The following is a 20,121-nucleotide window of genomic DNA, read 5'->3' as shown; positions in this document are numbered from 1 at the left end:
CTATCCGCTGCTTGTGCCGAAAGCGGCCGCAAGATGGCGCAGCTTGTCAGGATTGCGCACGATGTAGATCGCCGAGATCCGCCCATCGCGCACGTCGAGCGCGGTCGTCTGCAGCACGTCGCCTCGATCGACACTGACATACCCCGGCAGGCCATCGATCGTGGCGGTGCGCAGGAGCGTCGGCATCGACGCATTTTTGCGCTTGAGCCCGGCGAACAAGCGCAGTGCCCGATCGATCCCCCGCACGATGTTGCGGAAGGCGATCACCTTGCCGCCGCCATCCGAATAGATCGCGACGTCGCGCGCGAGCAGCGCAGACAGCGCGCCCGCATCGCCCTCGCGCGAAGCGGTGAAGAAGGCCCGGGCGATCCGGTCCGCCTCGCGCGCGTCCACCAGGAAACGCGGGCGCGCATCCTGCACGTGTTTGCGCGCGCGCGCGGCAAGCTGGCGAACCGCGGCGGGCTCGCGCCCCAATGTCGCGGCGATATCGGTCAGCGCCACGCCAAACACGTCGTGAAGCAGGAAGGCGGCGCGCTCCAGCGGGGACAGGCGCTCCATCGCCAGCATCAGGGTAAGCGTCAGGTCGTCGGCGATCGTCTCGTCAGGCTCGGTGGTTTCCATCAGTGGTTCGGGCAACCAGGCTCCGACATAGGTTTCCCGGCGGGCACGGGCCGACTTGAGCTGATCGAGGCAAAGGCGGGTGACGATGCGGGTCAGATAGGCAGCCGGAGCATCGACGCTTTCCGCTTTTGCCGCCCACCGCAGCCATGCCTCCTGAACCACATCCTCCGCTTCGCTGACGGAGCCGAGCATGCGGTATCCCAGGCGCAACAACCGCGGCCGTTGCGCCTCGAAATCAGCGACATATTCATCCCTGCGCGGCACGCGCGTCCTCCACCGAGTGCGGTCGGCACCTCTCGCGTGCCGTATCGCGCCATGCCCACAGCGCCAGCGCGGTCGTCAGTATAGCCGGCAAGGTCACCGCGGGAAAATCCCGGGCGAGCGCGCCCGTGCCGCAGATACCAACCGCCACCTCCCAAAAATGGAACAGCGCGTGGCCCGCCAGCCAGAACGCGGCGGCAGACCAAAGCGGAAGACGCGCCACCGGCCGCGCGACGCCTGCGAGCATTGCGATCGCAACCAACAGGAAAATCAGTCCGATGTCGCGCACGAAATGCGGGTTGAACGGGCCGGTAGTGGTGACTCCCGGCACCGCGAAGTACCAGCGGACAGGGGAGAGCAGCATGAAAACACCGTTGAAGGCGGCTCCGATGCCGAGCGCAGAGGCCAGCGCGAACGGGAAGCCCCGGCTCATGCCGCCCTCTCCAGGGATTGAGCAACGCGCCGATGGCCCTGCGCGTGCGGAAGGGCAACGAGAGGCAGACCGATCCGTCGCGCGTCGCCGACGATAACAGGCTTCATGTTCGTATCTCCCATGCACAATGCCTGCTTGCATGACGAGATGGCGGCGGCCGGTGTGACATAGGCGATGGCGACAGGAAAAAATATGCGCCGCCCTGTTCACGGCGCGCCGGTCTGCCAGAAGGCGCGCGATTACCGCGACCAAACCGTCTCGATCAGGCCGCGTGCTTGCATCCACCAGATGAATTCGTCGAACCAGCGGTCGCTGGTCGTGCCCTTCGGCCTGAGATCGAAACCGTGGCCGCCATGCTCATAGACATGAAGCTCGGCCGGCACCCCGGCTTGCCGCCATGCGGCATAGAGCTGCGCCGCGTCGTTTGGCAGGAATTCGTCGTCGGCCGCGGCGGCGATGAAGGCTGGCGATGCATCGGCGGGGACCGGCGTGCGAAGCCCCCCATAGATCAGGCCGACAAAATCGGGCCGCGAAGCCTTGTCGCCAATCGCCAGGTCGACGGCCAGGAAAGCACCCGCCGAGAAACCGAGGACTCCGATCTTGCCGGGATCGATACCCCACCGGGCTGCGCCGTGGCGCACCGTCGCCACGGCGCGCGCGCCGTCCTCCACCGCATGCTTCTCGCCGGCAAAGGGCGGAACCTTGGCCGGAAGGCCGCTCTTCGCCCGCGCCATGATGGTGTCCATCTCCCGCATATGGACTCGGGCAGCTTCATGGGGTCGGCCCCGCTCCGGATCGTGCGGTACTTGAGCACGAACGCGGTAACGCCCTGCTGCGCAAGCCGGCGTGCGACGGCCGTTCCTCCGGCATCATATCCCAGCCCGACAAAGCCGCCGCCCGGCGCGACGATCACCGCCGCACCGTTCGACGATCCGGCCGCAGGGAGGAACAGCTCGAGCGTGGGTTGGCTGACGTTGAAGACCATGGTCTCGCCGTCAACCTGCCGACGCACCTCCGGGACGCCAAGCGATTCCAACGCACCGTCAGGGTAAAGCGCAATGACCGATCCATCTGATGGCGCTCGCGCCATGGCGGCCGATGCCGCGAGCGCAAACGCCATGCCGAAGCCCGAATATCGCGTCAGGTGTCTCACCAGCGCGGCCATGGCCTAAAGCCTGACCTTCAACGTGACATAGGCGGATCGCGGCTGCACCGGCATCACCAGCGGGTTCCCGAAATACTGGTAGGTATCGAAAGCCCGACGGCCACCCAGGTTGATTGCCGAAACCTGGATCGTGAAACGGCCAATATCGTAGGCGGCCTGCGCATCGATCAGCGCATAGCCCGGCACCGCGAGCGTATTGGGCAGCGTCAATTGCCGCGCGCCGAGCGCCGTAACGCCCGCGCCGAACGCCAGGCCTTTGGCGGGGCCGTTCAATATCCGGTAGCGCGCGGCGACGCGGCCGCTGCTCCTGGGCACGCGGGTCAGCAGGTCGCCGACCGGTATCGCGTTGTCCGCCGTCACCTTGGCATCGGTATAGGCATAGCTGGCAAGCAGCGAGAAGGCCGGCGTCGGTTCCCAGACCAGGTCAGCCTCCACGCCCCGCGCGCGCTGGCGTCCGGCCTGGATGAAGAAGCCGGGATTGGCCACATCGGCCGTGGCCACGTTGTTGCGCGTCTGGTCGAAGGCCGAGAGCGTGCCCGACAGCCCCGCCTTGGGCAGCGCCAGCTTGATCCCCGCCTCGACGTTGCGCGATGTTTCAGGCTTCGGCACGCCCAGCCCGACGAACCCGAACGGCGCGCGAAAGGCGGTCGCGTAGCCCGCGAACAGCGCGACACCCGGCACAAGGTCGAACGTGGCGCCGATCCGGGGGGAGAGACGGTGGTATGTCTCGTCGTTGGCGACCCCGATGTTGCTGACTTCGCGGAAGTTGAGCGCGGTGTAGCGCAAGGCGCCAGTCAGGTGCAGCCGGCCGTACGTCGCCTGATCCTGCACATAGAAGGCCAGCGTGCGGTAATGGTCGGTCTGGAGATAGTTGACCGGCACCTGCGGCGTATAGACCACGTCATAAACCGGATTGGCGAGGTCGATCGTGCCTTCTGGCGTGTTGCTGACGAACAGGCCCATATTGCTGGAGAAGCGGGTCCAATCGTAGTCGGCGCCGATCAGGAAGGTGTGCGATCCGCCGAGCATGCCGACCTTGGCCGAAAGATTGGCGTCGAGCGTGACCTCGCGGGTATCGGTGATCATGGTGATCGGAATGATCGGATAGACCGTTGGCGAGGCGGAGTCCGGCGGGAAGAAGTCCGGATCGACGAAGCTGCCGTATTCGCGGATCGAACTGTCATAGTACCGGCCACTGACTGTCAGCTTCACGTCTTCGCGGAAGCTGTGGCGCAGCGTTGCCTGCCCCATCCGGTTGTCGTTGGTGGTGAGCGGCTGACCGGTGGGCGAACCGGGAAAGGCATTGCGGTCTATCTGTCCGGCCAGTGCCTGTGCGGCGGGCAGCCCCGAATATTCAAGCTGGCTGCGGCCGTTGAATTGCGCCTGCAGGAGCAGATCGGTTGCCGGATCGATCTCGAACGACAGGCTTGGCTGCACCGACCAGCGTCGCCCGCGAACCTTGTCGATCCAGCTATCGTTGCGCTGGTACTCCGCCGCCACCCGCGCGGCGATGCCTGGCGCGAGCGGCACGTTGATGTCGGCATAGGGGTTCCACGTCGCGAAACTGCCGCCCCGCATCGCCACATAGCCACCCGGCTTGCCATCGGGGCGTTCGGATTCGATGTTGATCGTGCCGCCAAGCGGCGTTCCCAGGCCTCCGCCGTAAAGCGTGGCGCTTGGCCCCTTGAGCACGTCGATCCGTTCGACGCCGACGAGACTGGTCGGATCAAAGGCTTGCTGGTTGCCGGCATAGATGGGCAACCCGTCCAGATAGACCTCTGCGGGGAAGCCGCGCACGAGCGGCGCGATCAGCAACTGCTCTTCCGATCGCGTCGGCGTGACTCCCGAGACGTTGGCCAGCGCATCGCCAAGCGTCCGCCGATCCTGCTCCTGGATCAGCGTCCGGGTGATGACCTGCACGGATTGCGGCACCTGGATCAATGGCGTGCCGGTGCGCGTGGCCGAACTGGTGTCCGGCTGGGCATAGCTTCCACGCTGGCCCGTCACGACGATATCGTTGGTCCAGCTTGGCGCTGTCTCGCTTTCGGCGGCTTGCGCGGGCGCGGGCGAGACAAGGTTGGTGGCGGCGATGAGGGCGAGCGATGCCGCCCCTGCGATGCGACGGGTGGTCCTGGTCATGCCGGTCACCATGCGAACCGGATGCCGCCATAGACGGCGCGCCCGATCCCCGGGTTGAACAGCTCGGACGCGGCCGTGGCGGCACCGGCAACCGCCACGGTCGAGATGTAGGTCTTGTTGGTCAGGTTGCGCCCTTCGACGTAGAGCGACCAGCGCGTGCCGATGTCGACACCGGCTTTGAGGTTCAGCAGGGCGTAGGGATCGACCGTCAGGCTGTTGGCATTGTCGGCGAAATAGTGCCCCGGCGCCCATTCGACGTTCGGGCCAGCATAGAAACCGGCAGGATGCTTGTAGAGCAGTTCTGCGCGCAGGAAATGCTTCGGCACACCGGGCAATTGATTGTGCCCATAGGTCGTATCGCCATCGAAGAAGAAATCGTTGTAGGTGTAGGCGGCGGTGAGCGCCAGGCTGTCGCCGGCCACGAAGGCCGAGACGGGCAGTGCCGCGTCAAGGCCGGCTTCGATGCCCTGATGGACGGTGCGGCCCGCATTGATGATGCTGCACGGCGCCCAGGGCGCGGTAGTCAGGCACTGCAGTTCGTTCCGGATTTCCGACCGATACAGCGAAACGTCCCAGCCGATCGCTCCGTGCCTGCCGCGCGTGCCGATCTCGTAGGTGGTGGCACGCTGCGCGTTCAGATTTGGTGTGGTGATGACGTTGGCGTCGTAGCTCGGTACCTCGGCGCTGCGCGAGACATTGGCATAGACCTGTGTGGCCGGCGTGACATCCCACAGCACGCCGAAGCGCGGGCTCCACAGATCATAGCTCCTGCGGCCGGATTGATCGCCATCGGCCAGGAACTGGTCGCGCCGGTTCCGGCTTGCGTGAAGGTAGGACAGCCCGGCGATCAGCGAGACCTGCGGCGTCACGTAGAGCGCATCCTCGACATAGGCGGAAACGTTCTTCGACCTGTCGACCATCGACGCGGTCAGCGCGCCCTTGGTGGCCGCGACATTGACATATTGATGCGTGTCGATCGTGCCGTTCTGGATGTTGGCGCCCACGATCAGCCGGTTGCGCAGACCGCCGATGGTACGATCATCGACCGCGCGCACGAACCCTCCGTAATCGTCCACCGTGAAGTCGAGATATTGGTAGATCGGGTGATCGACATGGCGATGGTTGTAGAAGACGCCCACGTCCACCTTGGTTTCGCCTATGCGCACCGTGGTCTTGTTGGCGACCCGGATGGAATCCACGTTGCACTGCTGATCCTGCGCGATCCAGACCGGGTTGGCCGACCGCGGCGCGTTGAGCGCCTGCGCCTTGCTGACTTCGCCGGGTATATGCTGATTGGTGCTTGCGCCATAGACATAGAAGCGCGTCTCGACATCGGGCGAGAGGCGGTAGCCGATGTTGAGATTGCCGCGAAGCGCATCACCGTTGCTGTGCGCGCGATAGCCATCGATCCGCTGGGCGGAGATCGTGGCGAAGTAGTCCAGATCGCCCGATGCACCGCCCGTGCTGGCTTGGCCCTTCACATAACCGAAGCTGCCGGCATCGATGCGCGCTTCCAGCGGCGCGGCATCGTGGCCGGTCGGCGTCACCAGATTGATCGCGCCGCCCAGGGCATTCGATCCGTAGCGCAGCGCGTTGGCGCCCCTGTACACCTCGACATAGCGGTAAGCGCTCGGATCGATCTCGAAGAAATCGAGCAGTCCGTCCGACGTGTTGAGCGGGATGCCATCGATCAGCATGGCGATGCCACGGTTGCCATAGGCACGCGACAATCCCGACCCACGGACCGAGACGCGCGCATCATCGCCCATGCGCGGTTGAACGATGACCCCGGGAACGTAGCTCAGGATATCCTTGATATTCTGGACCGGTGTGTTCCTGAACGCGCTGTCCGGCACGATTTCCACCGCGCCGGCGATGCGGTCGATCATGACGGTTGCCTGCTGCCGGTCGGGCGTGGCGGTAACAACGATGTCGTTGGCACGCGAGGTGTCAGCGTCGTCGGCGCCGCGGCTTTCCGCAAGCGCGGGCGTGGCGATAAGGCTCGCGGCCAAGGCGAGGTAGGATATCTTCATGGGAAACGGTCTTTCCGGGATGCGGGCGCCGACGTTCACGTCGCGCCATGCGGTCTCAGGGCAGGTGCATCCGCACGCGGCGCGCGCCACAAGGGGCACACAGCCGGGGGCTGGTCATGCGTGGTGCGATGTCAGAGACGGACCGGAGGCGCTCGGAGAGGCGGCCGAAGATAGGGCCGCTGCCTGGCGACAGGCGGCGCCATGGGGCGCAGCGCAAGCGCGATGGCAAACACCAGCGCCAGCGCCAGCAGAACCGGATCGGCCGCCGCCAGCGAATGGGCCGTCAAACCGGCGAAGGCGCAGGGATGTTCGGGCTTCTGGGACTCGTCATGCCCCGGCTTGCCATGATCGACGTCGGGAATGGCCATCACCATGCTCATGGGCGCAGAGCCCGAGCAGATGCTAATCACGATGTGGCCATGCTCGTAGGCCGGCATGAAGCCGCCAGGCACCAACACCTTCATCATCATCGCCAGCGCGATCAGCGCGCCAGCAAGCGCGCGATGGTTCAGGGCAAGGCGACGAAGTAGGAACACGCCGCGCGTCTAGAGCGCCTGCGGGGCGCTGTCATGCAATAAGTGAAAGCGCCGGGCGAACACGTCGCTTCACCCGCCTTGGTGCCTGCCCGCACGCCAGCGGGATCATGTCGATTTCGGCGCCCCGCGAATCGAGAGCGAACCGTTGTCCGGGCCGCTGCCATGGCCCTGCGCGACCGATGCCATCACTTCCCAGGTATTCCATTCCTCATGGATTTTCCCACCCCTGATCACCGCAAGGTTGATACCCATCATGGTCATGGGTTTCCCGGTTTCACGATTGCGCACATGGGCGGTCATGCGGGTCGCGACCGTGTCACCGTCAACAAACTGGTCCTCAACGGTGAAAGAGTCCTCCACATAATCGAACAGCGCGTGAAAGTTGAGAATGCTTTGCCGAAACCCGTTCCAGTCACGCGGACCGGCGGCAGTGTGTCCGACGTAGTGCGTGTCCATCAGGCCTTCTAACGCGTTCACATCGGCGCGCGCATACAGTTCCACCAGACGCCGGAAGACAGCCTTCTTGGCCTCCGGCGTTTCGCTAATTGTGTCGTCGCGCATATCCCGCTCCCTGCACCCTGCCAGCAGACTCCTATACCTGCCCTAGCTGAGAGCAGAAGCCGCTCCGGCAGAGGTGCATGCAGCGACAATCGATCAACGGATTCTTGTTTTTTACAAATATAATGTTAAAAGAGGGGCATGAAGCTCGATGAACTCTCGACCATCACCGGCGCCACCATCCGGCAGATCCGTTTCCTGATTTCCGAAGGGTTCGTTCCCTCCCCCGAGGGTGGCCGCACTTATGCGACATATGGGGACGCGCACGTCGAGGCGATCCGGCGCTTCCAGCGGCTGAAGGGCCTTGGTTTCCCCAATGCCGCGATCCGCCTGTTGCTGGACGCGCGCGAGGGCGTGCCGGTGCCGGTGATGGACGGCCTGACCCTCGTCATCGCACCCGATCTGATCGGCCGGGAGGCGAACATGGAGGAGATCATCACGCGGACCGAAGCGAGGCTGCGCGAAGCGTTCACGGGGAACGCGCCGAAAGCGCGCAAGCGGGCAGCCGGCTGAACGGCCGGGCCGTCAACGCGCAAGGAGGCACGACGATGGACAAGCTGATCGATCCGCTGATGCCGCTCTTTCGGCCGGCGGCGGCGCCACGGCCTCCCCTGCTGCTCGACCGCACCGAGATACGCCTGCGCCTCGTTCCCCCGATCGCCCGGCTGACCATCACCCGCACCTTCACCAATCACGAGGCCGTACCGATTGAGGCCGTCCTCACCATGCCACCCGCGCTGACCGACGAGGTCGTCCATGGCGTGACGGTCCGGATCGGCGAACATCGCTGGGTCGCCCAGGCCAGGGCAAGGCGCCGGGCCGAAACGGCCTATGACGGTGCCGCCGTCGACGGCAACCGGGCGATCCTTCTGGAAGACCTCAAGCATGGCTGGCGCGCTCTGTCCGTGGCGGGGGTGCGCCCTGGCGAAGTCGTTTCGCTGACCTGCGAGAGCGTTATCGGCCTGGGCGAAAGCGGGGCCAGCGTCCGCCTTTGTCCTGGTGTCGACCCTGATCTCCGGGTGCCCGCGCTCCCCGATCACGTGTCTCCCCGCCAGACCGGCATGGCGCACCCGATCACGCTGAAGATCGAGGGCGCGGACGGGATCCGGGTACGGTGCGACGGGCAAGACCTGCCAGCGGTGCAGCCAATCGGCACCGCGCCGCTGATGCTCGATATCGTGATCCCACCCGGCTTCCAGAGCAAGGATGGCGACTGGTCGGCCGACGACGTCAGCGCGGAAATGGGCCTTCGCATGGCCAGGGAAATCGCGGCACTCACCGGTTCGACCGCTCCCTCCGACCGCGCGCGCATACGCGAGCTGGCGCTGAAGGGCAATTTGCTGACCGGCGAGACGAGCCTCGTCTTCCTCGGTGCGGACGGCGAAGCCACCGGCGTGCTACCGGCAATGCGCAAGCTCGCGCTCGTCGATGCCTCGCCGGATATCCAGGCGGTGCCGCCCGCGGCACCCGCGATCGAGCCGGATGCACGCCCCGCCGCTCCGGAGGGGGATTTCCCGCATCCCGGCCGCACGCGGCGTCCTTCGCCGCGCTGGCCGGACGTCAAGGCGTTACCCCCATGGCACGTGCGATTGGGCAACTGGTGGCGCAACCGGAAGGTGCTGAAGGAGATACGGCGCGCGCCAAGCAACAATCCGCGCGACTTGGGCGCGCGGCTGCGCGAGGCGTCGCCGCTGGTGCTCTGGCCGCAGGATGGCGTGCTGGCGTTGCGGTCAGCCGACGTGAACCATTTGCCCACCCCGGTGGCAATCCTCATCCGGGAGGTGGCAGACCTTGAAGCGGTGCGCTCGACCGCCGCCACGCTGGCCCTGGGCGCGGACCAGTTGGCAATCGCCTTGCTTGCGCGCGCGGCCATCCTTGCCGGCACAGCATCGTTCGATCTGCTCGATCACCTTTTCCCCGACCGGGCGCCACTGCCGTTCGAACGGCTAACATACGAGATGGGGCTTGGCGCGTGAAGGGGGCCGCCCACCTGGGCGTCCTGCTGCTCGGATTGGCCGGGGCCAGCGCTACTGTTGGTCTTTCAGCCGCTTTTCGAGCACCGCCCGCGCTTCCGGGCCGAGCGCCGAGGACGAGGGATCGCCGATGGGCAAAGATCCGGACAACTCGCCAGGAGCGATTTCTCCGTCCTTTCCCTCAAGCGCATTCCCGACCATCGAACCCTTCGGCACCCTGATCGCGCTTTCACCAAGGCCTGCCACGCCGGGTTTGCAGGGAATGGCTTGCGCGCGGGTGCCGTTCATCCAGTGGACGGGCCAGTCCCACCCCGTGACAATGTAGTCGATCGGCCCAAACGATTCCCGCTTGCTGGCATCGACGGCATAACAATGTCTCTCGACCGCCTGTCGCTCGGCCCCGAGGAACCACACGACGCCCAGAAGCGCCAACAACAGCGGAAACAGACGACTGGCGATCCTGGACAATCCGGTCATGAGACCTCCTCTCAAGGGCATTTCGGGCTACCACTGTTACGCATCTCATGCGTCACTGGACTGTCTTGTCGGTGCCGAAGTCGTTGCAGACGTCGCCCGGCTGCAGAAACGATGCGCTGCACGGAGGCCGCAGCACGAACGGAGCGCGATCGCCTCTGCTCGCCGGAGCGCGGGACTGCGCGCGGCGCCGGGCCGCGATCACCTGCGCCACGCGCCGCTCGTAATCGGCAACGTCATCGCCAAACAGCGCCCGGCAATCGCGTTGCCCGCCTTGCGTCACATCGTAGCAGATGTCGCCCCGGCCGCTGGCGACCATCGGCCGCGTAAACACCCACCACAGCCGGGCCGATGCGCCCTCGCCCCACCAGCGCAGCACCGCCGGACCATCATCCCGGCCACCTCCGCCAAGCGAAGGCAAAGCCATCGCATCGACGGGAATCGCCTTGGTGGTGCCTGTCGCGTCGCCCGCATAGGTCTTGCCCGCCGGCAACTCGCCCGCCGCGGGATCGAACAGCATTACCATCGTCGCATTCTTGCTTGGCGAATAGAAGCTGGGCACGATGACGGGACTGGCGAAGTCGCCGTCATGCGGCCGCACCTCCAGCGCGCGCAGTTCCGCGTCCGACGCCCAGGCCTTGGCCACGGCCATCGCCAGCGCGACGTCGGACGTCATGCCTTTGTCGGTGGAGGCAACCGCCCGGAAGACCGTGTCGACCTGCCGGCGGGCATTGGGACCGATCGGACGGAACCAGAGGATTTTCTGCTGCATCATCGCGACCATGCCGCCGCCGGTCACCGGCAACCATTGGCCCTCGTCGTTCCAGTTCTGCGCCGAGACGAAACGCAATCCCTTGTCGCTGACCGCGATTTGTCCGCGATCGACATGAAACGCGTAATTGTCGTCGGCAAGGCCATCGCGGACAATGGCGATGTAGCTGCCATCCCCCGCGATCCGCAGGCCAATGATCCCGGACGGCGTGTCCGCGCCGGGTTGGCGAACGACCACCGACCAAGCGCCGCAGAAATGCTGGATCCCGGAGAGGTCACCCTTGTCGGCCGGGCGCGCGACGCCCCTGCGCATGCGGTCGACCCAGAAATCGAACTGTTGCCACCGCGTGTCATCGGCCGCCAGCGCCTCCTGCGTCGCAGGCGTGGCGACGCAATTGTCCACCGGATCGGAGAGGTCTTGCGACGAGGAGGCGTGTTCGATCGCATTCGGGGCGTTCGTCGCCGGGTCCGCCTTGTTCGCGGAACCGCACGCGCCGACAATGAGCACGAGGAGTATTGCCGCCAGTGATTTCCATCCGAATCGCATCATGCCCGATCCCTTCGCGAGCATTTTAACAGGCACTGTTTCTTTTTACAATGTATATGTCATAAAGACGCAGTCACGAGTCATGGAGGACGGGATGGAAAGCGTTCACGATCTGGCAAGCGAGCGTGCCCATCTCTATTTCGTCAGGATCATCGAAACCCGCGCGGCGGTCGGCCTCTTCGTTTCGAGCTGGGGCGGACTGGAACTCCTCCTTCCCTGCTCCATCGACGTCCGGCTTTGCGAGGCAGCGCGGCTCGAGGTGGCAGCCGGCGTGCTGTTTCCCGATGCACCGCGGTTCCGGGATCAAGCCGCTGCGGAAGGCTATGCACATCGCTGCACGCTGACCGAAGGGTTGGCGCAAGCGTTGTTCGACGATGACGGCCGAGAGTGGGGAACGCCCCTGGAGTTCGAACCGCTGTATCGGCCGCTCGACATCGACGCGATGATAGCCGACTGGAGCGACGCGGACTTGCGTGCGCAATGGTCCGAATACGAGGGATTCAGGAGCCCGTCCGGGGACGATGGGGCGTTGTGCTCCACCGGCCTCGCGATCCAAGCGGAATTGCGGCGGCGCGGACTGCCGCTCGGATGAGTCGTATCTGTCCGATGCCGGCGAAGTTGGCGCTCACGCGCGAGATTTCGCCGGCGGATTTTTGGAATCGGGCTTGCAATTCCAGATGATCGTCTCGGTGGGGGTTTTGGGCAGCAGCGCGCTAACCTCGCTCACGCGCCGGGCTGCCAGCGCGGGATCGCCGCCTTTGCCGCTCGCATCGCAGACCTGCACGGGCGTCTTCTCGAGCGCCGCCTTCGCGGCCGCAAAAGGCTCACTTTCGAGCAGATAATTGCGATACTCGAAGCGCCCTGACGCCTTGTCGATCGATGACACCGAGACGCTCTCGTCCGCGGAATCGATATTGACGTTTGTCAGGACGTCGCCGTTGCGCGCGAACAGCTTGCGCCCCGACCCGTAACACTGGCCGGCAAGCAGGGAGATGACCGTCTTCCGGTTGTTGTCATCGGTGTCGAAGACAATGCGGCTTGCCTGATCGTCCAGTGCGCAGGTCGCGTCGCCGGTGTCCGCCAGGACGTTGGGTGCGGCGGCAGCGGTCTGGGAACGCTGAACGATGACGATGCCGGCCAGAGCCGCCACCGCAAACGTGCCGAAGATGGCGGCTCCACGCAGATCGTCCTTGCGCCAGCGCCAGGCCGCGAGCGCGGCCACGACGAGAAGCGCCAATGCACAGAGGATCGTCTTGCCGCGCCTGATGCTCTCGGCCACCTTGTCGGCCGCCTCGGCGTCGCGAAGCTTGGCCATGGCGGCATTGGTGGCGGCGAACATCGCATCGACCTGGCGTTCCGTGGCCTGCCGGTCGCTCAGGCACGGCTGCATGGTGCTGGCATACTGGATGCCGTTGGCGTCCAGGAACGCGCGCAGATCCGCGCCGGTAATCGCGAAGCCGAAATTCGCTCCGGATTCCCCCGTCTTCGTACCGGACTCGTTGACGCCCAACACGCGGCCGCAGAGATCGGAGATCGGCCCGCCGGAGTCGCCGGGCGCCGTGGCGAGATCGTGGACCAGGACGCCCTTGTCCACGTTCCAGGGCGCGCCACTGTCGCGAACCGACGTGATCTGCGCGCGTCGCACTTCGGGCGCGCTCGGGCTCACGGTGCCGTCCGCGCCAACGCTGCGCGCGCGATCGACGTTTCCGGGATAGCCAAGGGCGGCGGCCTCGAGATCGCCGCTGATCGAACCGCCATAGAGCGTGGCGCGGGGAATCGTGGCCTCGCCAATATTCACCACCGCCAGATCGTTCCCGTCGCGGTCGAAAGCCTTGACGGAGGCATCGAGCGGCTTTCCGCCGCGCGCCGGGATGACCCACAGCGCAGCCGGGGTGCCTTGTGCCTTGAGCTGGAGATAGTCTTCAACGACGTGGGCGTTGGTCACAATGTCGCTCGGGCTGACCGCGAAGCCGGTGCCATGGCCGACAACGACGACACCGTCCGCTGTCTGCGCGAGCGTGACCACCCGCACGACGCTGCGCTTCAGATGATCGGTTTCGGCAAGCGCGGGGATCGCGATCACCGAGAGCGACAGGAACGCGAGTATCTGCTTGAACCACCGCATTTTCACCCCCGAAAGCGCGCGGTCGTGGATAGCTTTCCTTGTTCCAACGGATCAGTCGGCGCGCAAGCCATAATTGTGTGAAGCGCCCTGTTTCCTCTTGCGGAGCGCTATGCATTCTTATAACAATATATTTGTCCAAAGAAAATGGGGCGATCGAAATGAGAGTGTATCCGAGCATCGTCGCAATCGCCTTGCTGGCGGGTTGCCACCCCTCGTCCAATGCCGGGAACACGACGGTTGCCGCGAACGAGAGCCATCCCGCCGAAACAGGGGGGCATGGTGTTCCGGCGCCTGATACCGGCGCGACAATGTCGTTAGGCCAGCTGGACCTGGGCAAAGACAAGGATAGCTACAATCGCACGGTGGACCTTGCCCAGGAAGCGCTCGGCACTCTTGGCGGTTCCTCTGCCGGCGTGCGCCAGACAACCGTCGGGGCGTCGAGCGGGAAGCGTGCCTTCACCGCACGCGCTCTCGCCGGCACGCTTCCGCCGGTGGGCAGCGGCAATGGGGCCGAACGCGTCACCCGGCAGGAAGTGGAGCTCGATCCTCCCAGCAGCGCCGACTGGATCGCCCGTTCGCGGATCGTTTACGCCGGCGCGCCGGCCATAGACGTCTATATGTACGACACGCCGGTCGTCGCCGCCAATACCGCCCCTGACGACGCCGCAACAATGCTGGAAGTGAAAGCCAGCAAGCTCGTCGATACTCCGATCGGCGTCGCGGCACGAACCGGCAGCAAGGGGGAAGGCCCCGCCTTTTGGTGCATGGCGTTGCCGGTCAGCGTCTCGCGGGACGGCGTATGTGCTATGACCGCGAACAGCACGAAGCGACTTCTCATGACGACCTATGCGCGCCGCAGCGACAACGAACCGGTCGTCAATGCCGAAGCCATCAGCCGTTTGTTCGCCACGCTGCGGATCATGTACGCAAAACGGTGAGCCTGGGCCAAATTGCTTCACGGCAATCTTGCCGCAGCGGTTTGAAGGGATGACGCCCCCCGCAGCGGCGATCATCCGTCACTGGCCATCCCGACCGCTCTGGAGTAATTGCCCTCCGGCCATGGCCTCTGCCGTGGTGGGCACGGCAAAGGCGGCTGGCGTTCACGGAGCAGCCGCCTGAACCGTGAACCTATTCTGCGGCAGGTGCTCAGGGGGAATGCTTGAAACGGTCTGTGACCATTGTCGACATCGCCAAACACGCCGGCGTGTCTTTCAAGACCGTTTCCCGTGTTCTCAACGGGGCTCCGACCGTCGCTGCAGAGCTGCGCGATCGCGTTGAACAGGCGATACGGGACCTCGACTACAAGCCGAACAGGGCCGCCAGCTTGCTGCGCGGGGGCAAATCCCATGCCCTCGGACTGATCATCGGATCGCATACGGAGATCCTCCACGCTTCCGAACCCGATCATCACATGCCGAGTTATGCTGCAGACGTAATACTGGGTTTGCTGCAGGCGTGCCATGCAGCAGAACATCATCTGGTCATCGAGAACATCTCCTCCGTGGAGGCCCGGATGTCGGGAGAAATGCTGCGCCGTTTTCTCGATCTGGTAAAGCTGGACGGCGTTATCCTGGTGCCGCCGCTATGCGATATCGCATGGGTGCTCGACCTCCTCGATCACGCGGGGATTCCGTTTGCGCGGATCAATCCCGGCCTCGATCTGGACCGGGGGCTGTGCTTCGTCATTGACAACAACAAGGCGGCGCACGACGTGGGAGAAGCCATTCTCGCAATGGGGCATCGGCGGATCGGCTTTATCGACGGCCCGGAAAGCCATACGGCCCAGCGCGAACGCAAGATCGGCTTTCTCGACATCGTCGGCAGCGTGGCAGGCACCCGTGTGGAGGTGCGGCAGGGCAACTTCCTGTTCACCTCGGGCTTCGAGATGGGGCACGAACTGCTGGCTCTGGCCGAACGTCCAACCGCCATATTTGCCGCGAACGACGAAATGGCCGCCGGGGTGCTCGCGGCCGCCATCGAACGGGGCATCGACGTGCCGGGTCAGCTGTCGCTGGTGGGTTTCGGCGGGCTTGCCGTTTCCGCTCATACCTGGCCTCGGATCGCCACGGTGCGGCAATCGACGATCGAAATTGCCCGTCTGGCGGGTAACAGCCTGATCAAGCGTGACACGCGAGACGGCGTGACATGGGACCGGGTTGTGACCATGCCCTACGAACTGGTGCCCCGCCAATCGCTGGCACCTGTGGCGCGCTGACAGCCACAGAGATTCCCGGAAGTCCGTCCGCTGTTGACGCCGATTTTGCGCGACACTATGCGTTCGGGACAACGTTGTCCCGAATCGCTTTGCGTCCTGGGGCAAACGGAATCGGACCGATCTCAATTCGGTCAGACAAGGGAGGGTGTCATGAATTATCGCCGCACAATGCTGTCGCTCGGAAGCGTGGCGTTTTCCATCTCGCTGCCTCTGTCCGTGCATGCGCAGCAGGTTCAGGACAGCGCGGCCGCGGATGGAGAAGCCGCCAGCGGCGAGATCGTGGTGACCGCGCAGAAGCGCGAACAGAGCCTCCAGAAAGTGCCCGTTTCGGTTGCCGTGCTGTCATCGACCGTGCTGGCGGACAACCGGATCAGCGGGCTGGAGCAGCTTTCGCAGGTCTCGCCTTCGATCAATTTCACCAACAGCGCCAACACGCGCGGGCAAGGGTTGTCGATCCGCGGCATCGGTACGCTCAACTTCTCGGACGGCGTGGAGCCGTCGGTTTCGACCGTGGTTGATGGCGTGGTCATCGGCCGGTCGGCCGCTTCGTTCTTCGATTTCAACGATATCGAACGCATCGAAGTGCTGCGCGGCCCGCAAGGCACGCTGTTCGGCAAGAATTCGTCGGCCGGCGCGCTCAACGTCGTCACCGGCAAGCCCGATCTGGACACGTCCTCCCTCTCGGCCTCGGCCAGCTACGGCACGTTCAAGGACGTTCGCCTGAAGGCCACCGGATCGGCGGTTCTGGATCAGGGCCGCGCGGCGCTGCGCCTCTCGGGCTTCCGCTCGACTGCCGACGGGATCATTACCAACACCGTCAACGGCCAGAAGCTCAACGGCAACAACAGCTGGGGCCTGCGCGGCAAACTGCTGTTCAAGCCGAGCGACGTTACCTCGATCTATGTCATCGGCGACTACGGCGAGAGCAACCGCAACTGCTGCACCTCGACCGTGCGCTCGGTGCTGCCGACCACGACCTACTACAACGGCCAGACTCGCGCCGCGCTGCTGGCGAGCCAGGCCCTCGGGCCGATCAACCGGCAGGTGACGATCGATGGCGATTACTTCAACCGCCAGAAGACCGGCGGCGCCTCCGTCGAAATCAACACGGAACTCGGCGGCCAGACGATCACCTCGATCACGGCCTATCGCGAATTCCGGGTGTTCGACAACAACGATCCCGATCTCGTTCCCTTGCCCGTGGTCAGCCTGAACAACGCCCTGCAAAAGCAAAAGCAGTTCACGCAGGAACTGCGGCTGACCTCGCCGGCCGGCAAGCCGATCGAATATGTCCTCGGCCTTTACTATTTCTGGCAGGACGTCACCACGCGCACGCAGGTGAAAGGTAATCTGACGGTCAATCTGCCTGCCGGGCAATATCTCGGCAACCAGGTCGATCGCGACATTACCACGAAGAACGTGGCCGCGTTCGGGCAGCTCACTGGCCATCTGACCGACTCCCTGTCGCTGATCGGCGGATTCCGCCTGACATCCGAACAGGCGGTGGCGCACTTCAACCGCACGGTGCTGCCAGGCGCGATCGCCGCCATGCCGAGCCTGGGCGGGCCGGCCTATGTCACCCCCACGCTGAAGGCCACCGACACCGATTTCAGCTACAAGCTCGGCATCCAGTATCAGGCTTCGCCCGATGTGATGGCCTATGCCAGCTATACCCGCGGCTACAAGGGACCGGCGCTCAACCTGCTCAACAACCTGACGGCGGCGACGGTGAACGCGGGGCTGGCGGTGCTGAAGCCGGAGATAGCGCGCAATTGGGAAGTGGGGGTGCGCACGACGCTGTTCGACCGGAAGCTGACGCTGAACGCGACCGGCTTCTACGAAACCTTCACCAACTTTCAGGCGCAGACCTACAGCGCAATACTCACCTCGTTCCAGCTGACCAACGCCGGCAAGCTCGTGACCAAGGGCGCCGAAATCGAGGCGATCCTGCGCCCGATGGACGGCCTCAGCCTTTCGGGCAATCTTGCGTTTACGGACACGGAAGTACGCGGGCTGATCGTCAGTTGCTATCCGGGGCAGACCGCCGCGCTCGGCTGCGTGACCGGCCGGCAGGACGTGACGGGCCAGGCGCTGACCAACGCTCCCAAGTGGGCCTATTCGCTGAACGCCAGCTACCGGAAGGATATCGGCGACAATCTGCGCGGCGGCGCAAACCTGTCCTTCACCTACCGGTCGCGCACGCTGTTCAGCTTCCGCGATCCTAACACCGTCCAGCCTGGCTACGGACTGCTCAACGGCAGGCTGTCGATCGAGACGCAGGACGGACGCTACAGCCTTGCGGTGTTCGGCAAGAACCTCACCAACAAGCATTTCGCCACGCTTATCGGCACCGGCTTGCTCGATACTTCGGCAACCGGCGCCGGCTATACCCAGTTGCTGACCCCGGATGCCTTCCGCACGTTCGGCGTCGAAGCGGCCGTTCACTTCTGATCCGTAACGCGGGGAGTGCCGGCCGATGCGCCGGCGCTCCCCGACCGTGCAGGAACGCCTGACCCATGCAGCTTTCCCGACGTCACTTCGTCAGCGCGCTCCTCGCCACGACCACCCTGGGGACCGCGCCCGCCCGGGCCATAGCCGGCAAAGGGCCGCGCCCCAATATCATCACGATCGTGCTCGACGACGTGGGCTATTCCGACATCGGCTGTTTCGGCTCCGAAATCCGCACGCCGGTGATCGACAGCCTCGCCAAGACGGGCCTGCGCTACGTCCATTTCGATACCAAGGCCGTGTGCGCATCCACGCGCGCCGCGATGCTGACCGGGCGCAACGCGCACACCGTCAACATGCCCGATGTGCCCGATGTCGCGGCGGTGACCCCCGATGATCCGCAGATGGCGCGCCTGTTCCGCCTGCCGGGCAACGCGCAGACCATGGCGCAGGCCTTGCAGCGGCGGGGCTATGCCACCTGGGCGATCGGAAAATGGCATATGATCCCGATGGCCGAGCTGGGCGCGGACGCCCCGCGCGACAACTGGCCGCTGCAGCGTGGTTTCGATTATTTCTACGGCTTCCCGCGCGGCTGGACGGACCAGTATCGACCCGAACTGGTGGAGAACAACGGCTATCTGAAACGGGATTTCCCGGAGGGCTATCACCTCTCCGCGGACCTGGCCGACAAGGCGATCGGCCTCGTCTCGAACCATCTCGACCGGAACCCGGCCGCGCCGTTCTTCCTGAACCTCGCGTTCGGTACGGCGCATTCGCCGATCCAGGTGCCGCGCGAATATTCCGCCCCCTATGACGCGGTTTACGCAAAGGGTTGGGACGCGATCCGGGAGGAGCGCTTCGTCCGCATGAAACGGATGGGACTGATCCCCGAAAACACGCTGCTGCCCGCGCGGGAAACGCGTGATCGCGCGTGGGCGGATTTGTCGGAAGACGAAAAGGCCGTCTTCGCCCGGTACATGGCGGTCTATGCGGGCTTCATCGAACATTGCGACCGGCAGATCGGGCGGGTGCTCGATGCCCTGCGCGACCGGAATGCGCTCGACAACACGATCGTTGTGCTGCTGTCCGACAACGGCGCGGCTTCCGAAGCCGGGCAAGCCGGCTTCTTCGACGGCCTCTATCGCGCCAATACGGTCACGCCGGCGCAACAGCGCGCCCGCATCGACGAACTGGGAACCGGCAAGACGCAGGCGGAATATCCCCGCCCCTGGGCCATGGCGGGGGACACGCCTCTGCGGCGCTACAAGCTGTGGCCCTATTCGGGCGGCACGCGCACCCCGATGATTTTCCACTGGCCCCGCATGGTCCACGATGGCGGCGCAATCCGCCGCCAATTCGTCGACGTGATCGATATCGCGCCCACGCTGCTGGAAGCGGCGCAGGCCCGCTTCGACATGATCGTCGAAGGCGTGCCGCAAATCCCGGTCGCCGGCACATCGTTCCTCCCCACGGTGCGCAGCCGCAAAGCGCCGGGCCGGCAGGTGCAGTATTTCGAGCTGCGCGGCAACCGGGCGATCACCAGCGGCCGCTGGCGCGCCGTGGCGCTGCATGACTGCGACCAGCCCTATGCCAACGACCGCTGGGAACTGTTCGATCTCGACAACGACTTTTCCGAAAGCACGGACCTCGCGTCGCGCTATCCGGCCAAGGTTGCCGAGATGAAGAGGCTGTGGGATGCGCAATGGGCCATGTATGGCAGCGGTGCTCTGGCGCAACCGGGGGCGCTGACGTGCCGGTATTCGGACATGTTCGACCGGCGGCCGGAATGATTGGTGGCTACGCCACGGCCAGGTACGACAAG

General features: G+C 64.9%; 17 protein-coding genes. 7 read left to right on the top strand and 10 right to left on the bottom strand.

The features are described 5' to 3' along the window. From FA702_RS20910 to FA702_RS20880, 7 genes are all read right to left on the bottom strand, one after another. Nucleotides 1–885, bottom strand: coding sequence for a sigma-70 family RNA polymerase sigma factor (locus tag FA702_RS20910; RefSeq protein WP_136957991.1), 885 nt, complete (start codon nucleotides 883–885; stop codon nucleotides 1–3). Then, nucleotides 869–1,315 (bottom strand): hypothetical protein, encoded by a 447-nt coding sequence (locus FA702_RS20905; RefSeq protein ID WP_136957990.1) that lies wholly within the window; start codon nucleotides 1,313–1,315, stop codon nucleotides 869–871. Before FA702_RS20905 ends, FA702_RS20910 begins: the two co-directional genes overlap by 17 nt. 239 nt (nucleotides 1,316–1,554) lie before the next feature. Further along, a complete protein-coding gene (locus FA702_RS23375; RefSeq protein ID WP_255504868.1) occupies nucleotides 1,555–2,049 on the bottom strand; it encodes an alpha/beta hydrolase in 495 nt (164 codons plus the stop codon). Between the two features lie 434 nt (nucleotides 2,050–2,483). Beyond that, the gene (locus FA702_RS20895) at nucleotides 2,484–4,619 is read right to left on the bottom strand and encodes a TonB-dependent siderophore receptor (protein WP_136957989.1); all 2,136 of its coding nucleotides are present in this window, start codon (nucleotides 4,617–4,619) and stop codon (nucleotides 2,484–2,486) included. Between the two features lie 5 nt (nucleotides 4,620–4,624). Beyond that, a complete protein-coding gene (locus FA702_RS20890) occupies nucleotides 4,625–6,652 on the bottom strand; it encodes a TonB-dependent receptor (RefSeq protein WP_136957988.1) in 2,028 nt (675 codons plus the stop codon). Between the two features lie 131 nt (nucleotides 6,653–6,783). Continuing rightward, nucleotides 6,784–7,188 carry a DUF2946 family protein gene (locus FA702_RS20885; protein ID WP_168196177.1) on the bottom strand — a complete coding sequence of 135 codons (405 nt, stop codon included), beginning with the start codon at nucleotides 7,186–7,188 and terminating at the stop codon, nucleotides 6,784–6,786. Between the two features lie 105 nt (nucleotides 7,189–7,293). Continuing rightward, the gene (locus FA702_RS20880; protein ID WP_136957987.1) at nucleotides 7,294–7,749 is read right to left on the bottom strand and encodes an ester cyclase; all 456 of its coding nucleotides are present in this window, start codon (nucleotides 7,747–7,749) and stop codon (nucleotides 7,294–7,296) included. Nucleotides 7,750–7,887: 138 nt separating this feature from the next. On the opposite strand from FA702_RS20880, the gene FA702_RS20875 reads away from it, so the two are divergent. Together FA702_RS20875 and FA702_RS20870 are read left to right on the top strand one after the other, a co-directional pair. After that, the gene (locus FA702_RS20875) at nucleotides 7,888–8,259 is read left to right on the top strand and encodes a helix-turn-helix domain-containing protein (RefSeq protein WP_136957986.1); all 372 of its coding nucleotides are present in this window, start codon (nucleotides 7,888–7,890) and stop codon (nucleotides 8,257–8,259) included. 35 nt (nucleotides 8,260–8,294) lie between these two features. After that, the gene (locus FA702_RS20870; protein ID WP_136957985.1) at nucleotides 8,295–9,722 is read left to right on the top strand and encodes a VIT domain-containing protein; all 1,428 of its coding nucleotides are present in this window, start codon (nucleotides 8,295–8,297) and stop codon (nucleotides 9,720–9,722) included. 51 nt (nucleotides 9,723–9,773) lie between these two features. On the opposite strand, the gene FA702_RS20865 is transcribed toward FA702_RS20870, so the two are convergent. Both FA702_RS20865 and FA702_RS20860 read right to left on the bottom strand, forming a co-directional pair. After that, a complete protein-coding gene (locus FA702_RS20865; protein WP_136957984.1) occupies nucleotides 9,774–10,196 on the bottom strand; it encodes a hypothetical protein in 423 nt (140 codons plus the stop codon). A 52-nt stretch (nucleotides 10,197–10,248) separates the two neighbouring features. Then, complete coding sequence (locus tag FA702_RS20860) at nucleotides 10,249–11,514, bottom strand: hypothetical protein (RefSeq protein WP_136957983.1); 1,266 nt, start codon at nucleotides 11,512–11,514, stop codon at nucleotides 10,249–10,251. Between FA702_RS20860 and FA702_RS20855 the strand changes: the two genes are divergently transcribed. Beyond that, entirely contained in the window at nucleotides 11,513–12,103 is a 591-nt protein-coding gene (locus FA702_RS20855; protein ID WP_136957982.1) for a hypothetical protein, read from the top strand. The genes FA702_RS20860 and FA702_RS20855 overlap by 2 nt on opposite strands. A gap of 33 nt (nucleotides 12,104–12,136) precedes the next feature. Here the strand turns inward: FA702_RS20855 and FA702_RS20850 are convergent, their stop codons facing one another. Further along, on the bottom strand, nucleotides 12,137–13,636 hold the full coding sequence (locus tag FA702_RS20850; RefSeq protein ID WP_136957981.1) for a serine protease: 1,500 nt from the start codon (nucleotides 13,634–13,636) through the stop codon (nucleotides 12,137–12,139). A 131-nt stretch (nucleotides 13,637–13,767) separates the two neighbouring features. Between FA702_RS20850 and FA702_RS20845 the strand changes: the two genes are divergently transcribed. The 4 genes from FA702_RS20845 to FA702_RS20830 all read left to right on the top strand — a co-directional run bounded on the left by FA702_RS20845 (nucleotide 13,768) and on the right by FA702_RS20830 (nucleotide 20,089). Further along, a complete protein-coding gene (locus FA702_RS20845; RefSeq protein WP_168196176.1) occupies nucleotides 13,768–14,574 on the top strand; it encodes a hypothetical protein in 807 nt (268 codons plus the stop codon). Nucleotides 14,575–14,807: 233 nt separating this feature from the next. Further along, on the top strand, nucleotides 14,808–15,851 hold the full coding sequence (locus FA702_RS20840; RefSeq protein WP_168196175.1) for a LacI family DNA-binding transcriptional regulator: 1,044 nt from the start codon (nucleotides 14,808–14,810) through the stop codon (nucleotides 15,849–15,851). 150 nt (nucleotides 15,852–16,001) lie between these two features. Continuing rightward, nucleotides 16,002–18,302, top strand: coding sequence for a TonB-dependent receptor (locus FA702_RS20835; protein ID WP_168196174.1), 2,301 nt, complete (start codon nucleotides 16,002–16,004; stop codon nucleotides 18,300–18,302). 65 nt (nucleotides 18,303–18,367) lie between these two features. Continuing rightward, complete coding sequence (locus tag FA702_RS20830; RefSeq protein WP_136957977.1) at nucleotides 18,368–20,089, top strand: arylsulfatase; 1,722 nt, start codon at nucleotides 18,368–18,370, stop codon at nucleotides 20,087–20,089. The last annotated feature ends 32 nt before the right edge of the window (nucleotides 20,090–20,121 follow it).

This window comes from Novosphingobium sp. EMRT-2, assembly GCF_005145025.1.
Lineage (GTDB): Bacteria > Pseudomonadota > Alphaproteobacteria > Sphingomonadales > Sphingomonadaceae > Novosphingobium.
Note: the sequence above shows the minus strand (reverse complement) of the source record. Positions and strands in the feature narration are given on the sequence as shown.